Source organism: Pandoraea sp., from assembly GCF_004297875.1.
In the GTDB taxonomy this organism is placed as follows: domain Bacteria; phylum Pseudomonadota; class Gammaproteobacteria; order Burkholderiales; family Burkholderiaceae; genus Pandoraea.
The window spans coordinates 133,746-151,636 of sequence record NZ_SCSK01000038.1 but is presented as its reverse complement, the minus strand read 5'-3'; the positions used below and the strand labels follow the sequence as shown (position 1 = coordinate 151,636).

Annotated in this window: 12 protein-coding genes; 5 read left to right on the top strand and 7 right to left on the bottom strand. The window is 63.5% G+C overall.

Going from position 1 to position 17,891, the window contains the following annotated elements:
• Positions 1 to 11: 11 nt before the first annotated feature.
• Complete coding sequence (locus EPN80_RS11935; protein ID WP_293027200.1) at positions 12 to 593, top strand: chorismate mutase; 582 nt, start codon at positions 12 to 14, stop codon at positions 591 to 593.
• A 137-nt stretch (positions 594 to 730) separates the two neighbouring features.
• Positions 731 to 2,128: an argininosuccinate lyase gene (argH, locus tag EPN80_RS11930; protein ID WP_293027197.1), complete on the top strand. Its 1,398-nt coding sequence runs from the start codon at positions 731 to 733 to the stop codon at positions 2,126 to 2,128.
• A 102-nt stretch (positions 2,129 to 2,230) separates the two neighbouring features.
• On the opposite strand, the gene gltS is transcribed toward argH, so the two are convergent.
• The 4 genes from gltS to apbC form a co-directional block, all read right to left on the bottom strand.
• Complete coding sequence (gltS, locus tag EPN80_RS11925; protein ID WP_293027194.1) at positions 2,231 to 3,454, bottom strand: sodium/glutamate symporter; 1,224 nt, start codon at positions 3,452 to 3,454, stop codon at positions 2,231 to 2,233.
• Positions 3,455 to 3,705: 251 nt separating this feature from the next.
• Positions 3,706 to 5,985 (bottom strand): arginine/lysine/ornithine decarboxylase, encoded by a 2,280-nt coding sequence (locus EPN80_RS11920; RefSeq protein WP_293027191.1) that lies wholly within the window; start codon positions 5,983 to 5,985, stop codon positions 3,706 to 3,708.
• A 95-nt stretch (positions 5,986 to 6,080) separates the two neighbouring features.
• Entirely contained in the window at positions 6,081 to 6,650 is a 570-nt protein-coding gene (gene dcd, locus EPN80_RS11915; RefSeq protein WP_047212713.1) for a dCTP deaminase, read from the bottom strand.
• A gap of 147 nt (positions 6,651 to 6,797) precedes the next feature.
• The gene (gene apbC, locus EPN80_RS11910) at positions 6,798 to 7,880 is read right to left on the bottom strand and encodes an iron-sulfur cluster carrier protein ApbC (RefSeq protein WP_293027186.1); all 1,083 of its coding nucleotides are present in this window, start codon (positions 7,878 to 7,880) and stop codon (positions 6,798 to 6,800) included.
• A gap of 243 nt (positions 7,881 to 8,123) precedes the next feature.
• Here apbC and EPN80_RS11905 point away from each other — a divergent pair, with 243 nt between their 5' ends.
• Together EPN80_RS11905 and metG are read left to right on the top strand one after the other, a co-directional pair.
• Positions 8,124 to 8,780: an OmpA family protein gene (locus EPN80_RS11905; protein ID WP_293027184.1), complete on the top strand. Its 657-nt coding sequence runs from the start codon at positions 8,124 to 8,126 to the stop codon at positions 8,778 to 8,780.
• A gap of 255 nt (positions 8,781 to 9,035) precedes the next feature.
• Positions 9,036 to 11,111 carry a methionine--tRNA ligase gene (gene metG / locus EPN80_RS11900; protein WP_293027181.1) on the top strand — a complete coding sequence of 692 codons (2,076 nt, stop codon included), beginning with the start codon at positions 9,036 to 9,038 and terminating at the stop codon, positions 11,109 to 11,111.
• 33 nt (positions 11,112 to 11,144) lie between these two features.
• On the opposite strand, the gene EPN80_RS11895 is transcribed toward metG, so the two are convergent.
• The 3 genes from EPN80_RS11895 to EPN80_RS11885 form a co-directional block, all read right to left on the bottom strand.
• Entirely contained in the window at positions 11,145 to 11,681 is a 537-nt protein-coding gene (locus EPN80_RS11895) for an outer membrane protein assembly factor BamE (protein ID WP_293027178.1), read from the bottom strand.
• 78 nt (positions 11,682 to 11,759) lie between these two features.
• Complete coding sequence (locus tag EPN80_RS11890; RefSeq protein ID WP_293027175.1) at positions 11,760 to 15,734, bottom strand: translocation/assembly module TamB domain-containing protein; 3,975 nt, start codon at positions 15,732 to 15,734, stop codon at positions 11,760 to 11,762.
• 3 nt (positions 15,735 to 15,737) lie between these two features.
• On the bottom strand, positions 15,738 to 17,513 hold the full coding sequence (locus EPN80_RS11885; RefSeq protein ID WP_293027172.1) for an autotransporter assembly complex family protein: 1,776 nt from the start codon (positions 17,511 to 17,513) through the stop codon (positions 15,738 to 15,740).
• A 189-nt stretch (positions 17,514 to 17,702) separates the two neighbouring features.
• On the opposite strand from EPN80_RS11885, the gene EPN80_RS11880 reads away from it, so the two are divergent.
• Positions 17,703 to 17,885 (top strand): DUF3460 family protein, encoded by a 183-nt coding sequence (locus EPN80_RS11880; RefSeq protein WP_293027169.1) that lies wholly within the window; start codon positions 17,703 to 17,705, stop codon positions 17,883 to 17,885.
• The last annotated feature ends 6 nt before the right edge of the window (positions 17,886 to 17,891 follow it).

Below are 17,891 nucleotides of genomic sequence, written 5' to 3'. Positions count from 1 at the left end.
CACCTGTTGCCATGTCTCACTATTCACGTATTGCCCTGCGCGGCGCACTGTCACTGCTCGTTTTGCTCGGCACCGCACGGGCCTGGGCCGGCACACCCGTCGACCCGGCGCTGGATCCCCTGCTGCATGCGGTTATCGAACGTCTGCGCGTCGGCGACGAAGTCGCCCGCGCCAAATGGCAGTCGCACAAGCCGGTCGAAGACACCGCGCGCGAGCAGACTCTGCTGGCGGAAGTCGAACGTCTTGCGCCCGCGCACGGCGTGAAGCCCGCACAGGCCCGCAAGTTTTTTGAAAACCAGATTGCCGCGAGCAAATTGATTCAGTCGGTGCTGCTCGATCGCTGGCGCCGCGGCGGCCCACCCCCGGGCCCGGCGCCCGACCTGGTTAAAGACCTGCGCCCGCGCCTGGATCGTCTGACGGTGAATCTGCTTGACGGACTTGCCCAAGCGGAGCCCATCATTGCGCTGCCACGCCCTGCGTGCGCCGCGCGCCTGATTCGCGCTGCCCGAGAGCAAGCCCACCAGGCACACCTCGACAAGCTGCATCGCGCAGCGCTGGAAGAGGCGCTGCACGGCGTCTGTGCCGGCCGCTAACGCGCCCGCACGCCGCAGGCGCTCTCAAAGGGCGCCCGCCGGCAGGCCGCGGTTGCTATAATCCCCCGATTCGCCTGCCGCTCGCTCAGCCGGACTTGCCGGCAGGTCGGCTCCCCATTTCTTGACGCCTGACGACGATGACATCCCAACTCTCCAAAAAGGGCGAGGCCTGGTCGGCCCGCTTTTCCGAACCCATGTCCGAACTGGTCAAGCGGTATACCGCCTCGGTATTTTTCGACAAGCGGCTCGGACTGTTCGATATCGAGGGTTCGCTGGCGCACGCCGACATGCTGGCCGCCCAGGGCATCATCAGCGCTCAGGACCTGGCCGACATCCAGCGCGGGCTGACGCAGATCCGGGGCGAAATCGAGCGTGGCGAATTCGAGTGGTCGCTCGATCTCGAGGATGTGCACCTGAATATCGAGGCACGGCTCACGCAACTGATCGGCGACGCCGGCAAACGGCTGCATACTGGGCGCTCGCGCAACGATCAGGTGGCCACCGACATCCGCTTGTGGCTGCGCAGCGAAATCGATCGCATCGGCGCACTGCTGGCCGAGTTGCGCAGTTCTCTGCTGGATCTGGCCGAACGCAATGCTGCCACGATTTTGCCCGGCTTCACGCACCTGCAGGTGGCCCAACCGGTGACTTTCGGCCATCACCTGCTCGCTTACGTCGAAATGTTCAGCCGCGACAGCGAGCGCATGGCCGATTGCCGCAAGCGCACTAATCGCCTGCCCCTGGGCGCCGCGGCACTGGCCGGCACCAGCTACCCGATCGACCGCGAGCGGGTGGCAAAAACCCTTGGTTTCGATGAAGTCTGCCGCAACTCACTCGATGCCGTGTCCGATCGCGATTTCGCGATCGAGTTCTGTGCCGCGGCGGCGCTGATCATGACGCACGTTTCGCGCTTTTCCGAAGAGCTGGTGCTGTGGATGAGCCCGCGCGTCGGTTTTATCGACATCGCCGACCGTTTCTGCACCGGCAGTTCGATCATGCCGCAAAAGAAAAATCCCGACGTGCCTGAACTCGCGCGCGGCAAGACCGGGCGTGTCAACGGTCACCTGATGGCCCTGCTGACCTTGATGAAAGGCCAACCCCTGGCCTACAACAAGGACAACCAGGAAGACAAGGAACCGCTGTTCGACACGGTCGACACGGTCGCCGACACGCTGCGCATCTTCGCCGAAATGGTCGCTGGCATCACCGTCAAACCTGAGGCGATGCGCAACGCCGCGCTGCAGGGATTCTCGACCGCCACCGATCTGGCCGACTACCTGGTCAAGAAAGGCCTGCCGTTTCGCGATGCACACGAAGCCGTGGCTCACGCGGTACGGGTCTGCGCGGATCGCGGCATTGATCTCGCGGATCTGACGGTGGCCGAGTTGCAGGCGTTTTCGCCGTTGGTCGCCGCCGATGTGTTCGACTATCTGACGCTCGAGGGGTCGGTGGCCAGCCGCAGTCATATCGGCGGCACTGCGCCGGATCAGGTCAAGCAAGCGATTGCCGCGGCCCGCGCGAAACTGAAGCAATAAAATACAAAAGCGGCCTCGGGCTTCGATCCGCCGGAGGCCGCATCGCCACGCGCGGCATTCAATCGATGCTCGAGCCGCGACCAATGGCCCGCGGCGACGGACTCAGGCGTAGATCGGCAGCGCCAGGAACAGCTTGATGACGATCGCGTTGGCGATGTCGATAAAGAATGCCCCGACCATCGGCACCACCAGAAATGCAATGTGCGAGACGCCAAAACGGTCGGTTACCGCCTGCATATTGGCGATCGCGGTCGGCGTCGCCCCCAGCCCGAAACCGCAATGCCCAGCAGCCAGCACCGCCGCGTCATAGTCGCGGCCCATCACGCGGAACGTCACGAAAATCGCATAGGCGCCCATCGCCAGCGTCTGCACGCCGAGGATCAGCAACACCGGCAGAGCCAGCGCGGCCAGATCCCACAATCGCAGGCTCATCAGCGCCATCGCCAGGAACAGCGACAGACTGACGTTACCGAGCACCGACACCGCGCGCTCGAATATCTGGTACCAGCCGAGCAACGCCAGGCCATTGCGCAGGATGACAGCGGCAAACAGCACGCAGACGAAGGTGGGCAGCTCCAGCGCCGTGCCCTTGAGCAGGTCGGCAAGCACGCTGCCGGCCGACAGGCTGACGGCGATCAGCGCGAGCGTCTCGATCACCGACGACGCGGTGATCAGTCGCACCGCCTTGGGTTGCTCGAAGCCAACCGGATCGTCGTCGTTGCCGCCCGTGGTCGGCGACGCCTCGCCGCCATTGCCGGGCACGCGAACCCGCTTGATAAGCACCCGCGCGACCGGTCCGCCGATCAAGCCGCCCAGCACCAGCCCGAAGGTCGCACAGGCCATGGCCACTTCGGTGGACGAGGTCAGGCCGAACTTGTTGCTGAACACGTCGCCCCACGCCGCCCCGGTGCCATGCCCGCCCGACAGCGTGATCGAACCGCTGAGCAGCCCGAGCGCGGGCGAAAGTCCCAGGGCGCTGGCCAGGCCGATGCCGATCGCGTTCTGCAGGACCAGCAACCCCAGCACCACCACCAGGAAAATCGCCATCGTGCGCCCACCCGCCTTGAGGCTGGCCAGGTTGGCATTGAGCCCGATGGTGGCAAAGAACGCCAGCATCAGCGGCGTCTGCAGCGAGGTATCGAAACTCACCTGGACATCGGCCACGCTGCGCGCGATCAGCAGCAGCAGGGCCACCAGCAATCCGCCGGCCACCGGCTCCGGGATACTATACGCGCGCAATGGCGGGGTCCACGCGACCAGCTTGCGTCCGAGCAGCAAGACCAGGGAGGCACACACGAGTGTGCCGTCAGTGCCGAAATGCAACATTCGCCTATCCTTGTATGAAAACGCTGCGTAGTGTAGCGGCGCTCTCCGGACAGAAGTCAGCCGAAAATCAGCAAACGGCTCAGTCTCTATGCATTTCTAGAAATATCCCGCTCAGACATGAGAAATTTCGCAACTTTCGCGAGCGGCTGGGTACTTGAACTTGATGCAGTCAAGTTGGGGAATTGCCGCGCATCGGGACGACCATCGCGGCGTCGCCCGGTGCGCGGCGAGACCGGCCAGGCAGGCCGGCTTCAGACTTTGACGCAGTCGACGAAATACTCCATGCGGCCGTCGATCTCCTCGATCACCAGACCGTGGATGTCGGTATAGAAGCCCGGAAAACGCTCGTTGAAATCACGCGCGAACTGCAGATACTTGACGATACCGGCATTGAAACGCTCGCCCGGAATCAGCAGCGGAATGCCCGGCGGATACGGCGTGACCAGCATGCTGGTGACACGTCCTTCGAGTTCGTCGATCGGCACCCGATCGATATCGCGGTGGACGAGTTTGGCAAACGCATCGGTCGGCTTCATCGCTGGCTGCATGTCCGACAGGTACATCTCGGTGGTCACGCGCGCCACGTCGTTGGCCTTGTACACGCTGTGAATCTGTTCGCACAGGTCACGCAGGCCGATGCGCTCATAGCGTGGGTACTTTGCGACGAACTCCGGCAGCACCCGCCACAATGGCCGGTTGTGATCGTAATCGTCCTTGAATTGCTGGAGTTCGGTCACCATGCTGTTCCAGCGGCCTTTGGTAATGCCGATGGTGAACATGATGAAGAATGAATACAGGCCGGTCTTTTCGACAATGATGCCGTGCTCGGCCAGGTATTTGGTGACGATCGCCGCCGGAATGCCGGTTTCGCCGAACTCGCCGTCGACATCCAGCCCCGGCGTGATGATCGTCGCCTTGATCGGGTCGAGCATGTTGAAGCCTTCGGCCAGGGCGCCGAAACCATGCCAGCGTTCATTGGCCTTGAGCACCCAATCGTCGCGCTCGCCGATGCCCTCTTCGGCCAGGTATTCGGGACCCCAAACGGAAAACCACCAGTTATCGCCATATTCGTCGCCGACCTTGCGCATCGCGCGGCGAAAATCGATCGCCTCCATGATCGATTCCTCGACCAGGGCGGTGCCGCCGGGCGGCTCCATCATCGCCGCGGCGACGTCGCACGAGGCGATGATCGCGTACTGCGGCGAGGTCGACGTATGCATCAGATAAGCCTCGTTGAAGCGATGCTGATCGAAGTAGCGCGCCTCGGCGTCCTGCACGACGATCTGCGAGGCTTGCGAAATACCCGCCAACAGCTTGTGCGTCGAGTGCGTGGCATAGACCACCGCCTTCGACGAGCGCGGCCGGCCCTCGCCGATCGCGTGCATGTTACGGTAAAACTCATGAAACGATGCGTGTGGCAGCCACGCTTCGTCGAAATGCAGCGTGTCCGTCATGTCGCCAAGCAGTTCCTTGATCGTCTCGACGTTGTAGATCACGCCATCGTAAGTGCTTTGCGTGATCGTCAGGATGCGCGGCCGGACGTTCGGGTCGCGCGCCAGCGCCTCGGCGGCCAGGGGGTTCGCGGCGATCTTCTTGCGGATGTTCTCGGGTTCGAATTCCGATTTCGGAATCGGCCCGATGATGCCGAAGTGATTGCGCGTGGGCGTGAGGAACACCGGCACCGCGCCGGTCATCGTGATCGCATGCAGAATCGACTTGTGGCAGTTGCGGTCAACCAGCACGATGTCGCCCGGCGCGACGGTCGCATGCCAGACGATCTTGTTGGAGGTCGACGTGCCGTTGGTCACGAAAAACAAATGATCGGCGTTGAAAATGCGCGCCGCGTTGCGCTCGGAGGCTGCCACCGGTCCCATGTGATCGAGCAATTGCCCGAGCTCGTCGACTGCGTTGCACACGTCAGCGCGCAGCATGTTTTCGCCGAAGAACTGATGGAACATCTGGCCCACCGGGCTCTTGAGGAACGCCACGCCCCCCGAGTGCCCCGGGCAATGCCAGGAGTACGAGCCGTCTGCGGCGTAATGGGTAAGCGCGCGGAAAAACGGCGGCGGCAATGCATCCAGATACGCTTTTGCTTCGCGGATGATATGCCGCGCAACGAACTCGGGCGTGTCCTCGAACATATGAATGAAACCATGCAGCTCGCGCAGGATGTCGTTCGGGATATGGCGCGAGGTGCGCGTCTCGCCGTAGAGGAAAATAGGAATGTCGGCGTTGCGGCGCCGCACCTCCTGCACGAAGGCGCGCAGATTGATCACCGCCAGGGCCAGTTCGCCCTCTCCCGCACCATCGCTGCCGAACGTGCCGAACTCATCGTCGTCGATCGAGAGAATGAAGCTCGAGGCGCGGCTGGCCTGCTGCGCAAACGAAGTCAGATCACCGTAACTGGTCAGCCCCAGCACTTCCATCCCCTCGCCCTCGATCGCCTCGGCAAGCGCGCGAATTCCCGAGCCTGAAATGTTCTCTGAACGAAAATCCTCGTCGATGATGACGACCGGAAAACGGAATTTCATGGCCTTTCCTTGAAAAAAACGAGCCAGCGGCCGCTGCGGCCCTGGCTCTCATGGCTGACTTGCCGTGACAAACGGTCTTGCGCGAACGCAGCGCACTAGGTTTTCGGCAGCGTGACACCGCGCTGCCCCTGATATTTTCCGCCACGGTCCTTATAGGACACGTCGCAAACTTCGTCTGACTCGAAGAACAGTACCTGGGCGACGCCCTCATTGGCGTAAATTTTCGCCGGCAGGGGTGTCGTATTGGAGAACTCCAGCGTCACGTAACCCTCCCACTCGGGCTCGAACGGCGTCACGTTGACGATGATGCCGCAACGCGCATAGGTCGACTTGCCAAGGCAAACCGTCAGGACGTTGCGCGGGATACGGAAATACTCGACCGTGCGCGCCAGCGCAAACGAATTCGGCGGAATGATGCAGACATCGCCCGAAAAATCGACGAAGGATTTTTCGTCGAAATTCTTTGGATCGACGATCGTCGAGTTGATGTTCGTGAAAATCTTGAATTCCGCCGCGCAGCGGATATCGTAGCCGTAGCTGGATGTGCCGTAGCTGACGATCTTGTGGCCGTCGGCGGAGTGCCTGATCTGGCCCGGCTCGAACGGCTCGATCATGCCGTGCTCTTGCGCCATGCGGCGAATCCACTTGTCGGACTTGATAGACATAGGGCGCGGGAATCCCGTGAAGGGTCAAAGAAGGCGACATTTTACGCGATTCGCAGGACAGCGGCGGCGTCCGGGATGTCCCGGCTCGCCGCCGTCCTGATGGAGCTTTCTGCGTGCTGCCGCGGGTGCCGCGCCGATGCTCTCCCCTCAGGTGTTTTGCACCACGATATTAGGGAATTTGCTGGTCATATCCTTGGCTTTTTCGGCAATTTTTACCGCAACGCGCCGCGCCACCTGACGGTACACAGCGGCAATCGGGCCATTCGGATCGGCCACCACCGTCGGCTGGCCGGCGTCGGCCTGCTCGCGGATATGGATGTCCAGCGGCAGGCTGCCCAGCAAGTCGACGCCATACTCCGCACACATGCGCTCGCCGCCGCCGGCACCGAAAATCGGCTCCTGGTGTCCGCAATTGGAACAGATGTGCATGCTCATGTTCTCGACGATACCCAGGATCGGCACGCCGACCTTCTCGAACATCTTCAGCCCCTTGCGCGCATCGAGCAAGGCGATATCCTGCGGCGTGGTGACGATCACCGCGCCGGTCACCGGCACTTTCTGTGCCAGCGTAAGCTGAATGTCGCCGGTGCCCGGCGGCATGTCGACCACCAGGTAATCGAGGTCGCGCCAGTTGGTCTGGTTCAGCAGTTGCTCGAGCGCCTGCGTTACCATCGGGCCACGCCATACCATCGGGTTATCCGGTTCGATCAGAAAGCCGATCGAACTGGCCTGCAGCCCGTGCCCTTCGAGCGGCTCCAGCGTCTTGCCGTCCTGTGACTGAGGCTTGCTGTGCACGCCCAGCATGGTCGGTAGCGACGGGCCGTAGATATCGGCATCCAGTATGCCGACGCGCGCACCCTCGGCCGCCAGCGCGAGCGCCAGATTGACTGCCGTCGTGCTCTTGCCCACGCCGCCCTTGCCGGAGGCGACCGCAATGATGTTTTTGACATTCGGCAACAGCTTGACGCCGCGCTGCACTGCATGGGCGACGATGCGTTGTTCGATCTGCACGCTGACCTCGCTGACGCCGGGCACGGCGCCCACGGCCTGGACCACCCGCTCGCGCATCGCCTCGAACTGGCTGCGCGCCGGGTAACCGAACTCGATATTCAGCATGACCTTGCCGCCGTCGGCCTTGATTTGCTTGATGTATTTTCCGCTGACCAGATCGGTGCCGGTGTCCGGATCGATCACACCTTGCAGCGCCTGGTTGATACTGTTCAGATCCATGCCTGTCCTCGATTAACGCGCGGCTGGCCGCGCGGCCACACCCGGTGGCGCGTAGTTAACAACTTGTAACACTTCTGCCCCCGTGGTTGCACTAGCATGCGCACAGGCGGCGGCTTGCCGGACGGCGCATTGTTGCGTGCCGCCGGCCGGCTCTGCCATTATTGTAGGGGTTCGCAGCGCCTGTTCAGATAATAGCCCTGTCGAGCGCGCGATCTTCCGGGCATTTTCCAATTGGAGCCATCCATGAAAAGAACAATCGGTAAGGCGGCGCTGGCCGCAACCTTGGGCGCAGCGCTGTTGGCCGGCTGCGCCACGCAGCAGCAAAACCAAACCGCGGTCGGCACGGGCGTCGGCGCGGCCATCGGGGCGGGACTGGGCAACCTGATCGGCGGCAACACCACCGGCACGCTGGTGGGCGCCGCGGTGGGCGCGGCCGCAGGTGGCGCGGTCGGCTACAACTGGACAAGCATCAAGGAAAAACTGACTGGCGCCACGCAGGGCACCGGCACGCAGATCTCGGAGCAGCCCGACGGCTCGCTGAAAGTCAACATCCCGAGCTCGATCTCGTTCGACACCAACAGCGCCGTGATCAAGCCGAGCTTCCGCAGCGTGCTCGACCAGGTCGCCCAGACCTTGAACCAGAACCCGCAAATTGTCGGCACCGTGGTCGGTCATACCGACAGTACCGGCAACCCGAGCTATAACATGACACTGTCGCGCCATCGCGCCCAGAGCGTCGTCAACTATCTGGCCGATCGGGGTGTCGCACGCGGGCGCCTGAGCGCCGAAGGGCGCGGCGACACGCAGCCGATTGCCGACAACAGCACTGAAGCCGGCCGGGCCCAGAACCGTCGCGTGGAAATTTTCCTGCGTGCGACGGCGCAACCGCGCCCGCAGTAATCCCCGCCGAGCGCTCGATCTGACGACGCCGACAATTCGACTGAACTAATCGGCGGGCCGGCACTCAGAAAAACTGGAAGCGCCCGTACCGGCTTCCACTTCTCCTCTTTTTGACGTTAAAGTCATTTCGACGTGCCGGAGCGAACCGCTCCGGCTCTTTTTTTGCGCCACGCATCTGCGGGTTACCGATGGCGCTGCGGCCCGCGCGGCCCGCCTGTTAGAATCCTTTCTTTTGCCTGACACCCCCATCCAGCCATGTCCCGCCGCCTGCTCGTCACCTCCGCCCTGCCCTATGCCAACGGCCAGATTCATATCGGCCACTTGGTCGAATATATCCAGACCGACATCTGGGTGCGCTTCATGCGCATGCAGGGCCATGAAACCTATTACGTCGGCGCCGACGACACCCACGGCACGCCGGTCATGTTGCGCGCGGAGAAGGAGGGCCTCACGCCCCGGCAACTGATAGAGCGTGTCTGGCACGAGCACAAGCGCGATTTCGATAATTTCGGCATCTCGTTCGATAATTACTACACGACGGATTCGCCCGAAACCCGGCAACTGTCGGAGAAAATTTATCTCGCGTTGCAGGCGCAGGACCTGATCGAGGCCCGCGACATCGAACAAGCCTTCGATCCAGTCAAGGAAATGTTCCTGCCCGACCGCTTCATCAAGGGCGAGTGCCCCAAGTGTGGCGCCAAGGATCAATACGGCGACTCCTGCGAAGTCTGCGGCTCGACCTACGCGCCGACCGACCTGAAGAACCCGTATTCGGTGGTGTCTGGTGCAACGCCGGTGCGCAAGACCTCGACACATTACTTCTTCAAACTGTCGGATCCGCGCTGCGAATCGTTCCTGCGCGAATGGGTGGCAGGTCTGGCGCAGCCCGAGGCAACCAACAAAATGCGCGAGTGGCTGGGCGACGCCGGCGACGGCAAGCTGGCGGATTGGGATATCTCCCGCGACGCGCCTTATTTCGGCTTCGAGATCCCTGGCGCACCTGGCAAGTATTTCTATGTGTGGCTCGACGCCCCCATCGGCTACTACGGCAGCTTCAAGAATCTGTGCGACAAAAACGGGCTGAATTTCGACGAATGGGTTGCACCCGACTCGAGCACCGAGCAATACCATTTCATCGGCAAGGATATTCTCTATTTCCACACCCTGTTCTGGCCGGCAACGCTGAAATTCTCCGGCCACCGTACGCCGACCAACGTTTTCGCGCATGGCTTCCTGACCGTGGACGGGCTCAAGATGTCCAAATCGCGCGGCACCTTCATCACCGCGCAAAGCTATATCGATACCGGACTCAATCCCGAGTGGTTGCGCTATTACTTCGCCGCCAAGCTCAACGGGACGATGGAAGACATCGATCTGAACCTCGATGATTTCGTGGCGCGCGTCAACAGCGATCTGGTCGGCAAATTCGTCAATATTGCCAGCCGCGCCGCCGGCTTTCTGCTCAAGCGTTTTAACGGCAAGGTCGACGATGCGGCGATGCAACACCCGCTGCTGCGCGTGTTGCGAGAAGCCGCGCCTGCCATCGCGCAGCACTACGAAGCGCGCGACTACGGCAAGGCGCTGCGCCAGGTGATGGAGCTGGCTGACACCGTCAACGCCTATGTCGACAACGTCAAGCCGTGGGACCTGGCCAAAGACCCTGCACAGGCGGGCGCACTGCACGAAGCGTGCAGCGTTTGCCTGGAAGCGTTCCGCCTCCTGACCATCTATCTGAAGCCGGTGCTCCCGCGCACCGCCGCGGCCATCGAGCAATTCCTCGACATTGCACCGTTGACCTGGCGCGATGTCGGCACGCCGTTGACCTCGGCCACACCGGTCAGGCCTTACAAGCACCTGATGACGCGCGTCGAACACAAACAAATCGAGATGCTGCTCGAAGCCAATCGGGACTCGTTGCAGGCCACACCCGCCGTCGCCGCCGCGCCGGCGAGCAAGGCCCCGGCACAGGCGGCGCCGGACGCCGCGGGCGAGACCATCAACATCGACGATTTCGCCAAAATCGATCTTCGCATTGCAAAGATCATCGACTGCCGGGCTGTCGAAGGCTCCGACAAGCTGCTGCAATTGACGCTCGACATCGGCGAGGCAAAGCCGCGCAACGTGTTCTCCGGCATCAAGTCGGCCTATCGGCCGGAAGACCTGATTGGCAAACTGACGGTCATGGTCGCCAATCTCGCGCCGCGCAAGATGAAATTCGGCCTGTCCGAGGGCATGGTGCTGGCGGCCTCGGCCGCCAACGAAAAGGCCGAGCCCGGAATCTACATTCTCGAACCTCACAGCGGCGCCAAGCCGGGCATGCGGGTCAAGTAATCTTCACACGCGGGCGCGCTGGCGCCCGGCGATTCAGGGGTGTTCAGTGGCCGGATCATTCGAGCGCGAGGTCGTCGCGACCTTGCCGTCCGGCCCGAAATACACGTTGAACTGCGCCGGCTGGTTCACGCCATCCTCGAGCCAACGCCAGCTCCATACGCTCTCGTTCTTCAGTCGGTAGGCAGCGGTTCCGGTGGGCTTGCCCAACAGGCGCCGCACCTCGTCCTCGCTCATGCCAGGATGCACTTTCGCGAAATTTTCCGCGCTCAGCGCCTGGCTGATCGCCAACAGCTTGCCGTCGGCACCGATATCGACCATGTAAGTCCTGACACCGGCCGGGCCACGCGGGTATTCGAGGCGCTTCGAACCATCCGGGTTTTGCCACACCATCTCCGGCCGGCCCATCTGAGCGCGTACCTGGGCCTCGGTGGACACTCCCGGCTGCAAGCCACGCAGCAGAAGATTGTCCGGCTTGACCGCCGCCGCAACGTCGCGCGCTTTTTGCCGCACCTTGTCAATTTGCTGCTGATCGCAGCCAAACAGTGCCAGCATGCTGGCGAACAAGCCCATGGCAACTCCCGATTGAATGCGGCGCAAGATCATTTTGCAATGATATCCCTTGACTGATATGCCCCCAATTCCAACGACTCAATCGAAACGACGGTTGAACAGGATGTCCAGGCCATAGATCGAACCGGTACGCGCCACCAGCGACCAGCGCCGCGACAGTTGCCAGGTCAGCTTGGCGATGCTGGCCGCGCTGGTCAGGCTTTGCTCGAAGCCGATCGACAGGTTTTCCGAAATCGCCTTGCCGATGTTGACGACCTGCTGATCCGGCAAGCCGGAATCGCTGCTGCCAATCGAAAACTGGTCGATGCCGAAATTTTGCACGATGCGCTTGCCGCCGGCCGTGCCCAGCATGGCCAGCGCAGCGCCCGCTACCGCCTGCTGCTGCCCCAGTCCGGCGCTTTCGGGCCCATGGCCGAACATCAGCCAGGAAAGTTTAGCCTCATCCGGCACGTTCGGGTCCGACACCAGCGTCACGCGCGGCTGCCGTACCGTACCGGTGACCTGCACGCCCGCCTCGACCGCCTGATTGGTTCGCATCGCGATGATGAACAAACCGGGATTATCGAGCGGGCCCGTGAAATTGATGTGTCCGCGCTCGATCGACAGGCGGCGGCCGAACGCCTCATATGTGCCCTCGGCGATCTGGATCGTGCCGCTCGCCCTCACGGGCGCGAGCGGCTCGCTGCGCACATGCATCGCACCACGCAGCAGCAGGTCCGCGCCGGCGCCTTTGAAACGGAAATCCCGGCCCAGATCGAGATCGACATCGACATGCGGGGCGAACCGGCTGGCCGGCTTCTCGCTGATGCGCGCCGCGCGCGCTGCCGCATTCGCCTTCGCCGCTTGGGTCTGACCGCTGTCGCGCACGATGACCACATCGTCGCCCAGGCTCGGCCTGCCGCTCGGCGGCAAATCGAAGCGCGCGCGATCGACCACGAACTTGCCGGCGATCGCCAGATGCTCGGCATTGCCGCTTGCCTTGGCCTGCCCCGACAGAATCAGTTGCCGGTCGGGCGCGGCAAACAGCTGCAGCTTGTCAGCCACGATGGTAGCGTTCATCGCCGGATCGGCCTGCTCGAGGCCGATGCGACCGGTCGCCTTCAGGGTCCCAGCGCCGCCATGGAATTCGACCTGATTCAAATTGATCGCGTTGCGGTCCATTGCCAGGCGCACCGTGCCGTCGGTCAGTTGAATACCAAGGTCGAACAGCGTCATCGATAAATCATCGCCCGTCACGTGCCCTGACAGCAGGGGTTTGCCCACCGTGCCGCCGAGCGTGAGGTGCGCCGCCGCCCGGCCTTTGAGCAGCAGTTGCGGTCCGGCCAGCGCCCCTACCGCATTGAGATTCGGCACATCGAGCGCGGCACTGCCATTGAGCGGCGCCTGTTCAGTCAGGCTCGGATGACCGTCATGCATTTGCAGAGCGGTACCCACTTTTGCATCGAGCTGGCCGATGCTGCTTGCCACCACATGCGCGCTCAGGTTGACCTGGTCGGCGCGCAAATCCGCGCGCACCCGCAGCGCCGAGAGCCCCAGCGCACGCAGGCCCGGTGCTACCCCCAGCGTCTCGCGCCGGCCGTCGGTCAGCATCAGGTCGCCGCTGCGTCGCGCGATCTGCACGAAGCCGTCGGCCTGCTTCGCCAGCACGAGATTCCAGCTGCCGTCGAGTACCAGATTGCTTTGCAGCGGCGGCGCGGTACCGGTGAACTCTTTGACCAGCGTCAGCACATTGCCGACATCCAGCGCACTGATCGACCCGCTCGAGCGAAGCTGGCCCTGGCGATAATCGAGCTGCCCCAAATCGACTGACGCCCCGGCCAGCGTGAAGTGTGCCGCGCCAAGTTGCACCGTCTGCGCCGCGGCCTTGACGCGCCACGCTCGCGTCAAGGCAAAGCGCGGCAGGCCGTCGTTGCTCAGTTTCTGGATCGTACCGTCCCAGCCAAGGCGGCCTTGCTGGTCAGTCACGCCGCCCTGGGCGGCCAGGGCAAGTGCCAGAGGCTGGCCCCGCAAGGTGCCGGCGAATTCGGCCCGGATCCGGTGGCTCCCGCGCGTGCCGGCGAGGTCGATGTCCAACCGGCTCAGCGCCACCTGGGAGGCACGGTAATCCCGGCCTGCCAGCGTCAGTTCGAGGCGGCTCGTGGCCGCCGCATGCAGGCCGCCCTCGATATTGGCTCGTCCAGTCAAATGGGCCAGCCGCTGGCTGCCGAATGCCAGTTGCTCGGCGCGAAAATCGGCTTGCAGCGCGGGCCGGGCGAGCGTGCCACTGAGTTGCCCATGCAGTTGCAGCAAACCGGCCAGACCAAATCCCAGCCGGTTCAAATAGGGGGCGTCGACGTCGACCCGCAGGCGATCTCCTACAGCACCGAAACTGCCGTCGAACCGGGCTCGATTGCCCGCCACCAGCAACTGCGCGCTGCTCGGCAGGAGCCGGCTGCCGGCCAGACGCACGGTGCCTTCACCGCCCATTGGCAATCCAGCGTACTGACTGTCGCGCAGTGCGAATTTGGCCTCCACATCGAGCGCCGGGTGCAATGCCCCTCGCGCCTGAAGCTGTCCGTTGATGCGAGTGGCCGGCGGGCCCGCGCGTGTCGACGAAACCACGCCGGTGTCGAACCACGCGGCAGGATCGAATTGCGTCATGACCGCATTCGCCTCATAGCTGCCGGCCGGATCGGTGCGCAGCGAGCCGCGCAGGTCGATCTGGCCGGCTCCGGCGCTCAGGCGGGCGCTGCGCAAGGTCACCCCGCCGTCATCGAGCGCCGCGTCCAGTTGGATGCGACGAGTCGGATCGCGCCAGTCCAGCGCGACCTGCTGGCGGCCGCCATCGAGTGTGACGATCAGTGGCCCGTCCAGTCGGGTGGCGGGCAGTTTGCCATGGAACGCGCGCAAGTTGATCTCGCGCGCCGCAAGCGCGAACTGTCCGGTGGCTCGGCCAGTCTGCGCATGGCGCGTGAGCGTGCCGCCGCCGCTCAGCGCTGCCCCCCCGGCCAGGCGCACCTGCACGTCAGTCAGCGCCTGATGCGTGGCATCGAGCATGACGCGGGCGGCCGCGCTCACGAGTGGCAGACGCTGCCGGTCGAGCGAACCGGGCTCGGCATTGCTCATGCTGATCGGTCCGGCCACCTGCAATGTCGGTGCGCCGTCGACCGGCGCCAGATCGGCACGCAGCGACAAATCGGCACGGGCCGCGGAGGCACTGAACAGCCGGGGATCGACGTGATCGATCGCAACCTGTGCACGCTTGAGCGGCACCGTGTCAAATGGCGCGGCGCTCACAGTGGCGTGTCCGGCGAGCCGGTCGCCGCTGGCGCTCAGATCGGCCTGCAGCGCCTCGAGGGAGCCACTCAGATGCAACGTCAATTGATAGGGATGCGTGTCATAGCGCCCCGCCACGGCCGCATCGCCACTCAGCGCGAACGGCCGCGCACCGTCGAGCCGCACCGACGCATTCGCCCGGCCATAAGGTGTCGTCAGGTTATCCAGCACCAGGGTATGGTGCTGGCCGTCGGTTTCGCCGTGCAGCGCGATGTCAGTCAACTCCAGCGCCGGCGCATGCAGAATCAGGCGATGCAGCGACACCGCGTCGACGCGAATCGCCAACGGCAGCGTCAGGCGTTGGGGCAACGCCGCCGGCGCCTGCGAGGGCGCCGGCGGCGCCAGTTTCACGTCGAGCGTGCCCAACTGCAGAAAATCGATCGTCAGGCGCCACGGCGCGCTCTGCAGTGCCCAGCGGCCATCGAGCCGGTCGAGGGTTACGCGGGTTGCGCCGTCGGTATATGCGACCTTGCGCAGATGTGCCCCGCTGGCCAGCGTGCCGCCCTCCCATTGCCCGGCCAGCTTGCCATTGAGAACTACGACGGCGGCCTGCCAGAGCCAGCGGGAGCCGCGCTCGGTATGCACCGCCAGGAGGCCTGCGCCGGCCAGTCCAGCCACCAGCACCAGCGGCACGACGACCAGCCACGCGAGCACCCGCGGCCAGCGCCGGCGGCGCGGGGGTGGTGGCGACGGCGCTGGCGCGGTCGCGATGGCCGGTTGGGTATGTTGATCCGTCATGCGTCAGAACGCCACGCCAAGAGAAATATTGGGCCGGAACTGGTGGCGCTGGATACCATACCCCAGATCCAGATTGACCGGCCCCACCGGGCTGCGCCAACGAACGCCGAAGCCCACGCCGTTATAAATTTTCGCGCCATGCAGCGTGTCGCTGGCGGTGCCGAGATCCCAGAAGATCGCACCGCCCCATTGGTGGCTGAGCCAATGCTGATACTCGATGCTGCCGGTCGCCAGGTATTTGGCCGGCAGCACCGAGCCGGCCTGGTTCAAACCGATGCTCTGGTAGCTGTACCCGCGGATCGAATCGTTGCCGCCCGCACGAAACAGCAGCGACGCCGGGATGCGGTCGTTGCTGCCATGCGTGAGCACGGCGCCAAACTCAGTGCGGAAAATCATCAGATCGCGCTGGCCGATCGGCACGTACTGGCGAACGCGTCCATACACCCGCCCGAAACTCTGATCGCTGAGCATCCCTTTGATGCCAAAGCCGATCTGCGTCGAGATGATATTGCCGCGGCGCGGAAAAATTGGATCGTCGACGTTGCGCCGGGTCCAGGCAAAACCCGGTACCAGCGCGTGGTTCAGGAAGCGTGGGCCAGTGTCGGGCCGCAGTTCGTCGCGATAAAAGTCGAGCGTGTAGGCCCAGTCGTATTTGTCGAGCGTGCGGGCGCGCTTGAGCCCGACTTGCAGGCTGCGCTGGTCGACCCCTTCGACCGTGGTCCGGTTGAACGACGTGGAGACGCTGTTGACGTAGGCCTTTGCGTCCGGCGGCATCGCCAGGCTCACCAGACCGTATTGGCGCTGCTGCTCGAGGTTGGCCTGGCTGCTGAACACCCAGGCTCGGCCAAAGACATTGTTGTAGCCATAGCGCCCCAGCACATGCGCGCCGGTATCCGAGGCGTAACCCACCCCAGCCTGGACGCGCTGCGTGGGAAATTCCGTGACCTTGACATTCACCGGCGCCAGTCTGGCCTGCGCCGGATCGCTCGGCACGTCGATAATCACATTGGAGAAATACGGCGTGTTCTGGATTTGCCGCTGCAACTCGAGCAGGCGATCGACGCTGTAAGTTTCGCCCTCGTGAAGCGGATTGACATGCTCAATGATGCTGGCCGGATAGCGCCGGGTACCGGTCACATGCAATTTGCCCAGCGTGAAAGGCGGACCGCTGTCGTACTCGGCGTCGAGCTCGGCACGATGCCCGTCGGGCTCGATGCGCGCCTGGGAAAAAGTCAGCCTCGCCGCGTGATAACGATAGCGCTGCAGTGCATACAGCATATCGTCCTTGGCCTTGCTCCAGTCATCTTGCCGAAACGGCTGACCGACCGGCATGCCCCACTTGCTCTGCAGCGTCGCCACGCGGCCCGGCTCCTGCGTGGCGATCGGCCCGGTAAAGCGCAACAGCACGTCGCTCACCCGCGTACGCTCGCCCGGGCGCACCTCGATGTGTACAACCAGGAGCGCGCCGACCTTCTCCACGCGGGCGCGCGTGACCGGCGAGAAATAACCTTCGGTGGCAGCCAGCTGCGAGACTTGCTCGCCGACGGTCGCCAGCAAGTAGTCGAATTGCTCTTTGCCCAGGTCGTTCCGCTGCTCGAACCGGACCAGATCCAAATGGGCCTTGAGCAAGCCCGCAAGGGGTGCCGGCGCATCGATTTCGACCCGGTAAGCGACGTTGGCCGCGGCAACGGCCGGCATCATCGCGCACAGCGCGAATGCCAGCACCACCGCCCGGATCAGGGCGCGCCACGGCACGCTGGCGTCGATTCGACCCGTCATCCCGGTTTGCGTTGGTACCGTCAAAAATCTGTCCTCTGCCCTGGTTCCGTACAAAACGAGTATTTGACCATATCCAGTCGCGGCTGGGCGCGCCAAACCACCGCGGACCCGCCGAGCGTCGGCCAAACCGCCGGACGACGCACCGTTTGCGGTAGAATTGACAGCATCTCTTTCCCACACTGCCCGATCATGTATGAGTCCGATATCACCCGCTTTATCAAAGAATTGAAGCAAGCCAAACCCACCCTGGAAGAAGAGCAACGCAAGGGCCGCGCCCTGCTTTGGGACAAGCAGCCGATCGACCTCGAAGAACGCGCGCGCCAGAAGGCTTCTCGCGTGCCGCAGCAACCGTACGTCTATCAGTCGGAATAATTTCGT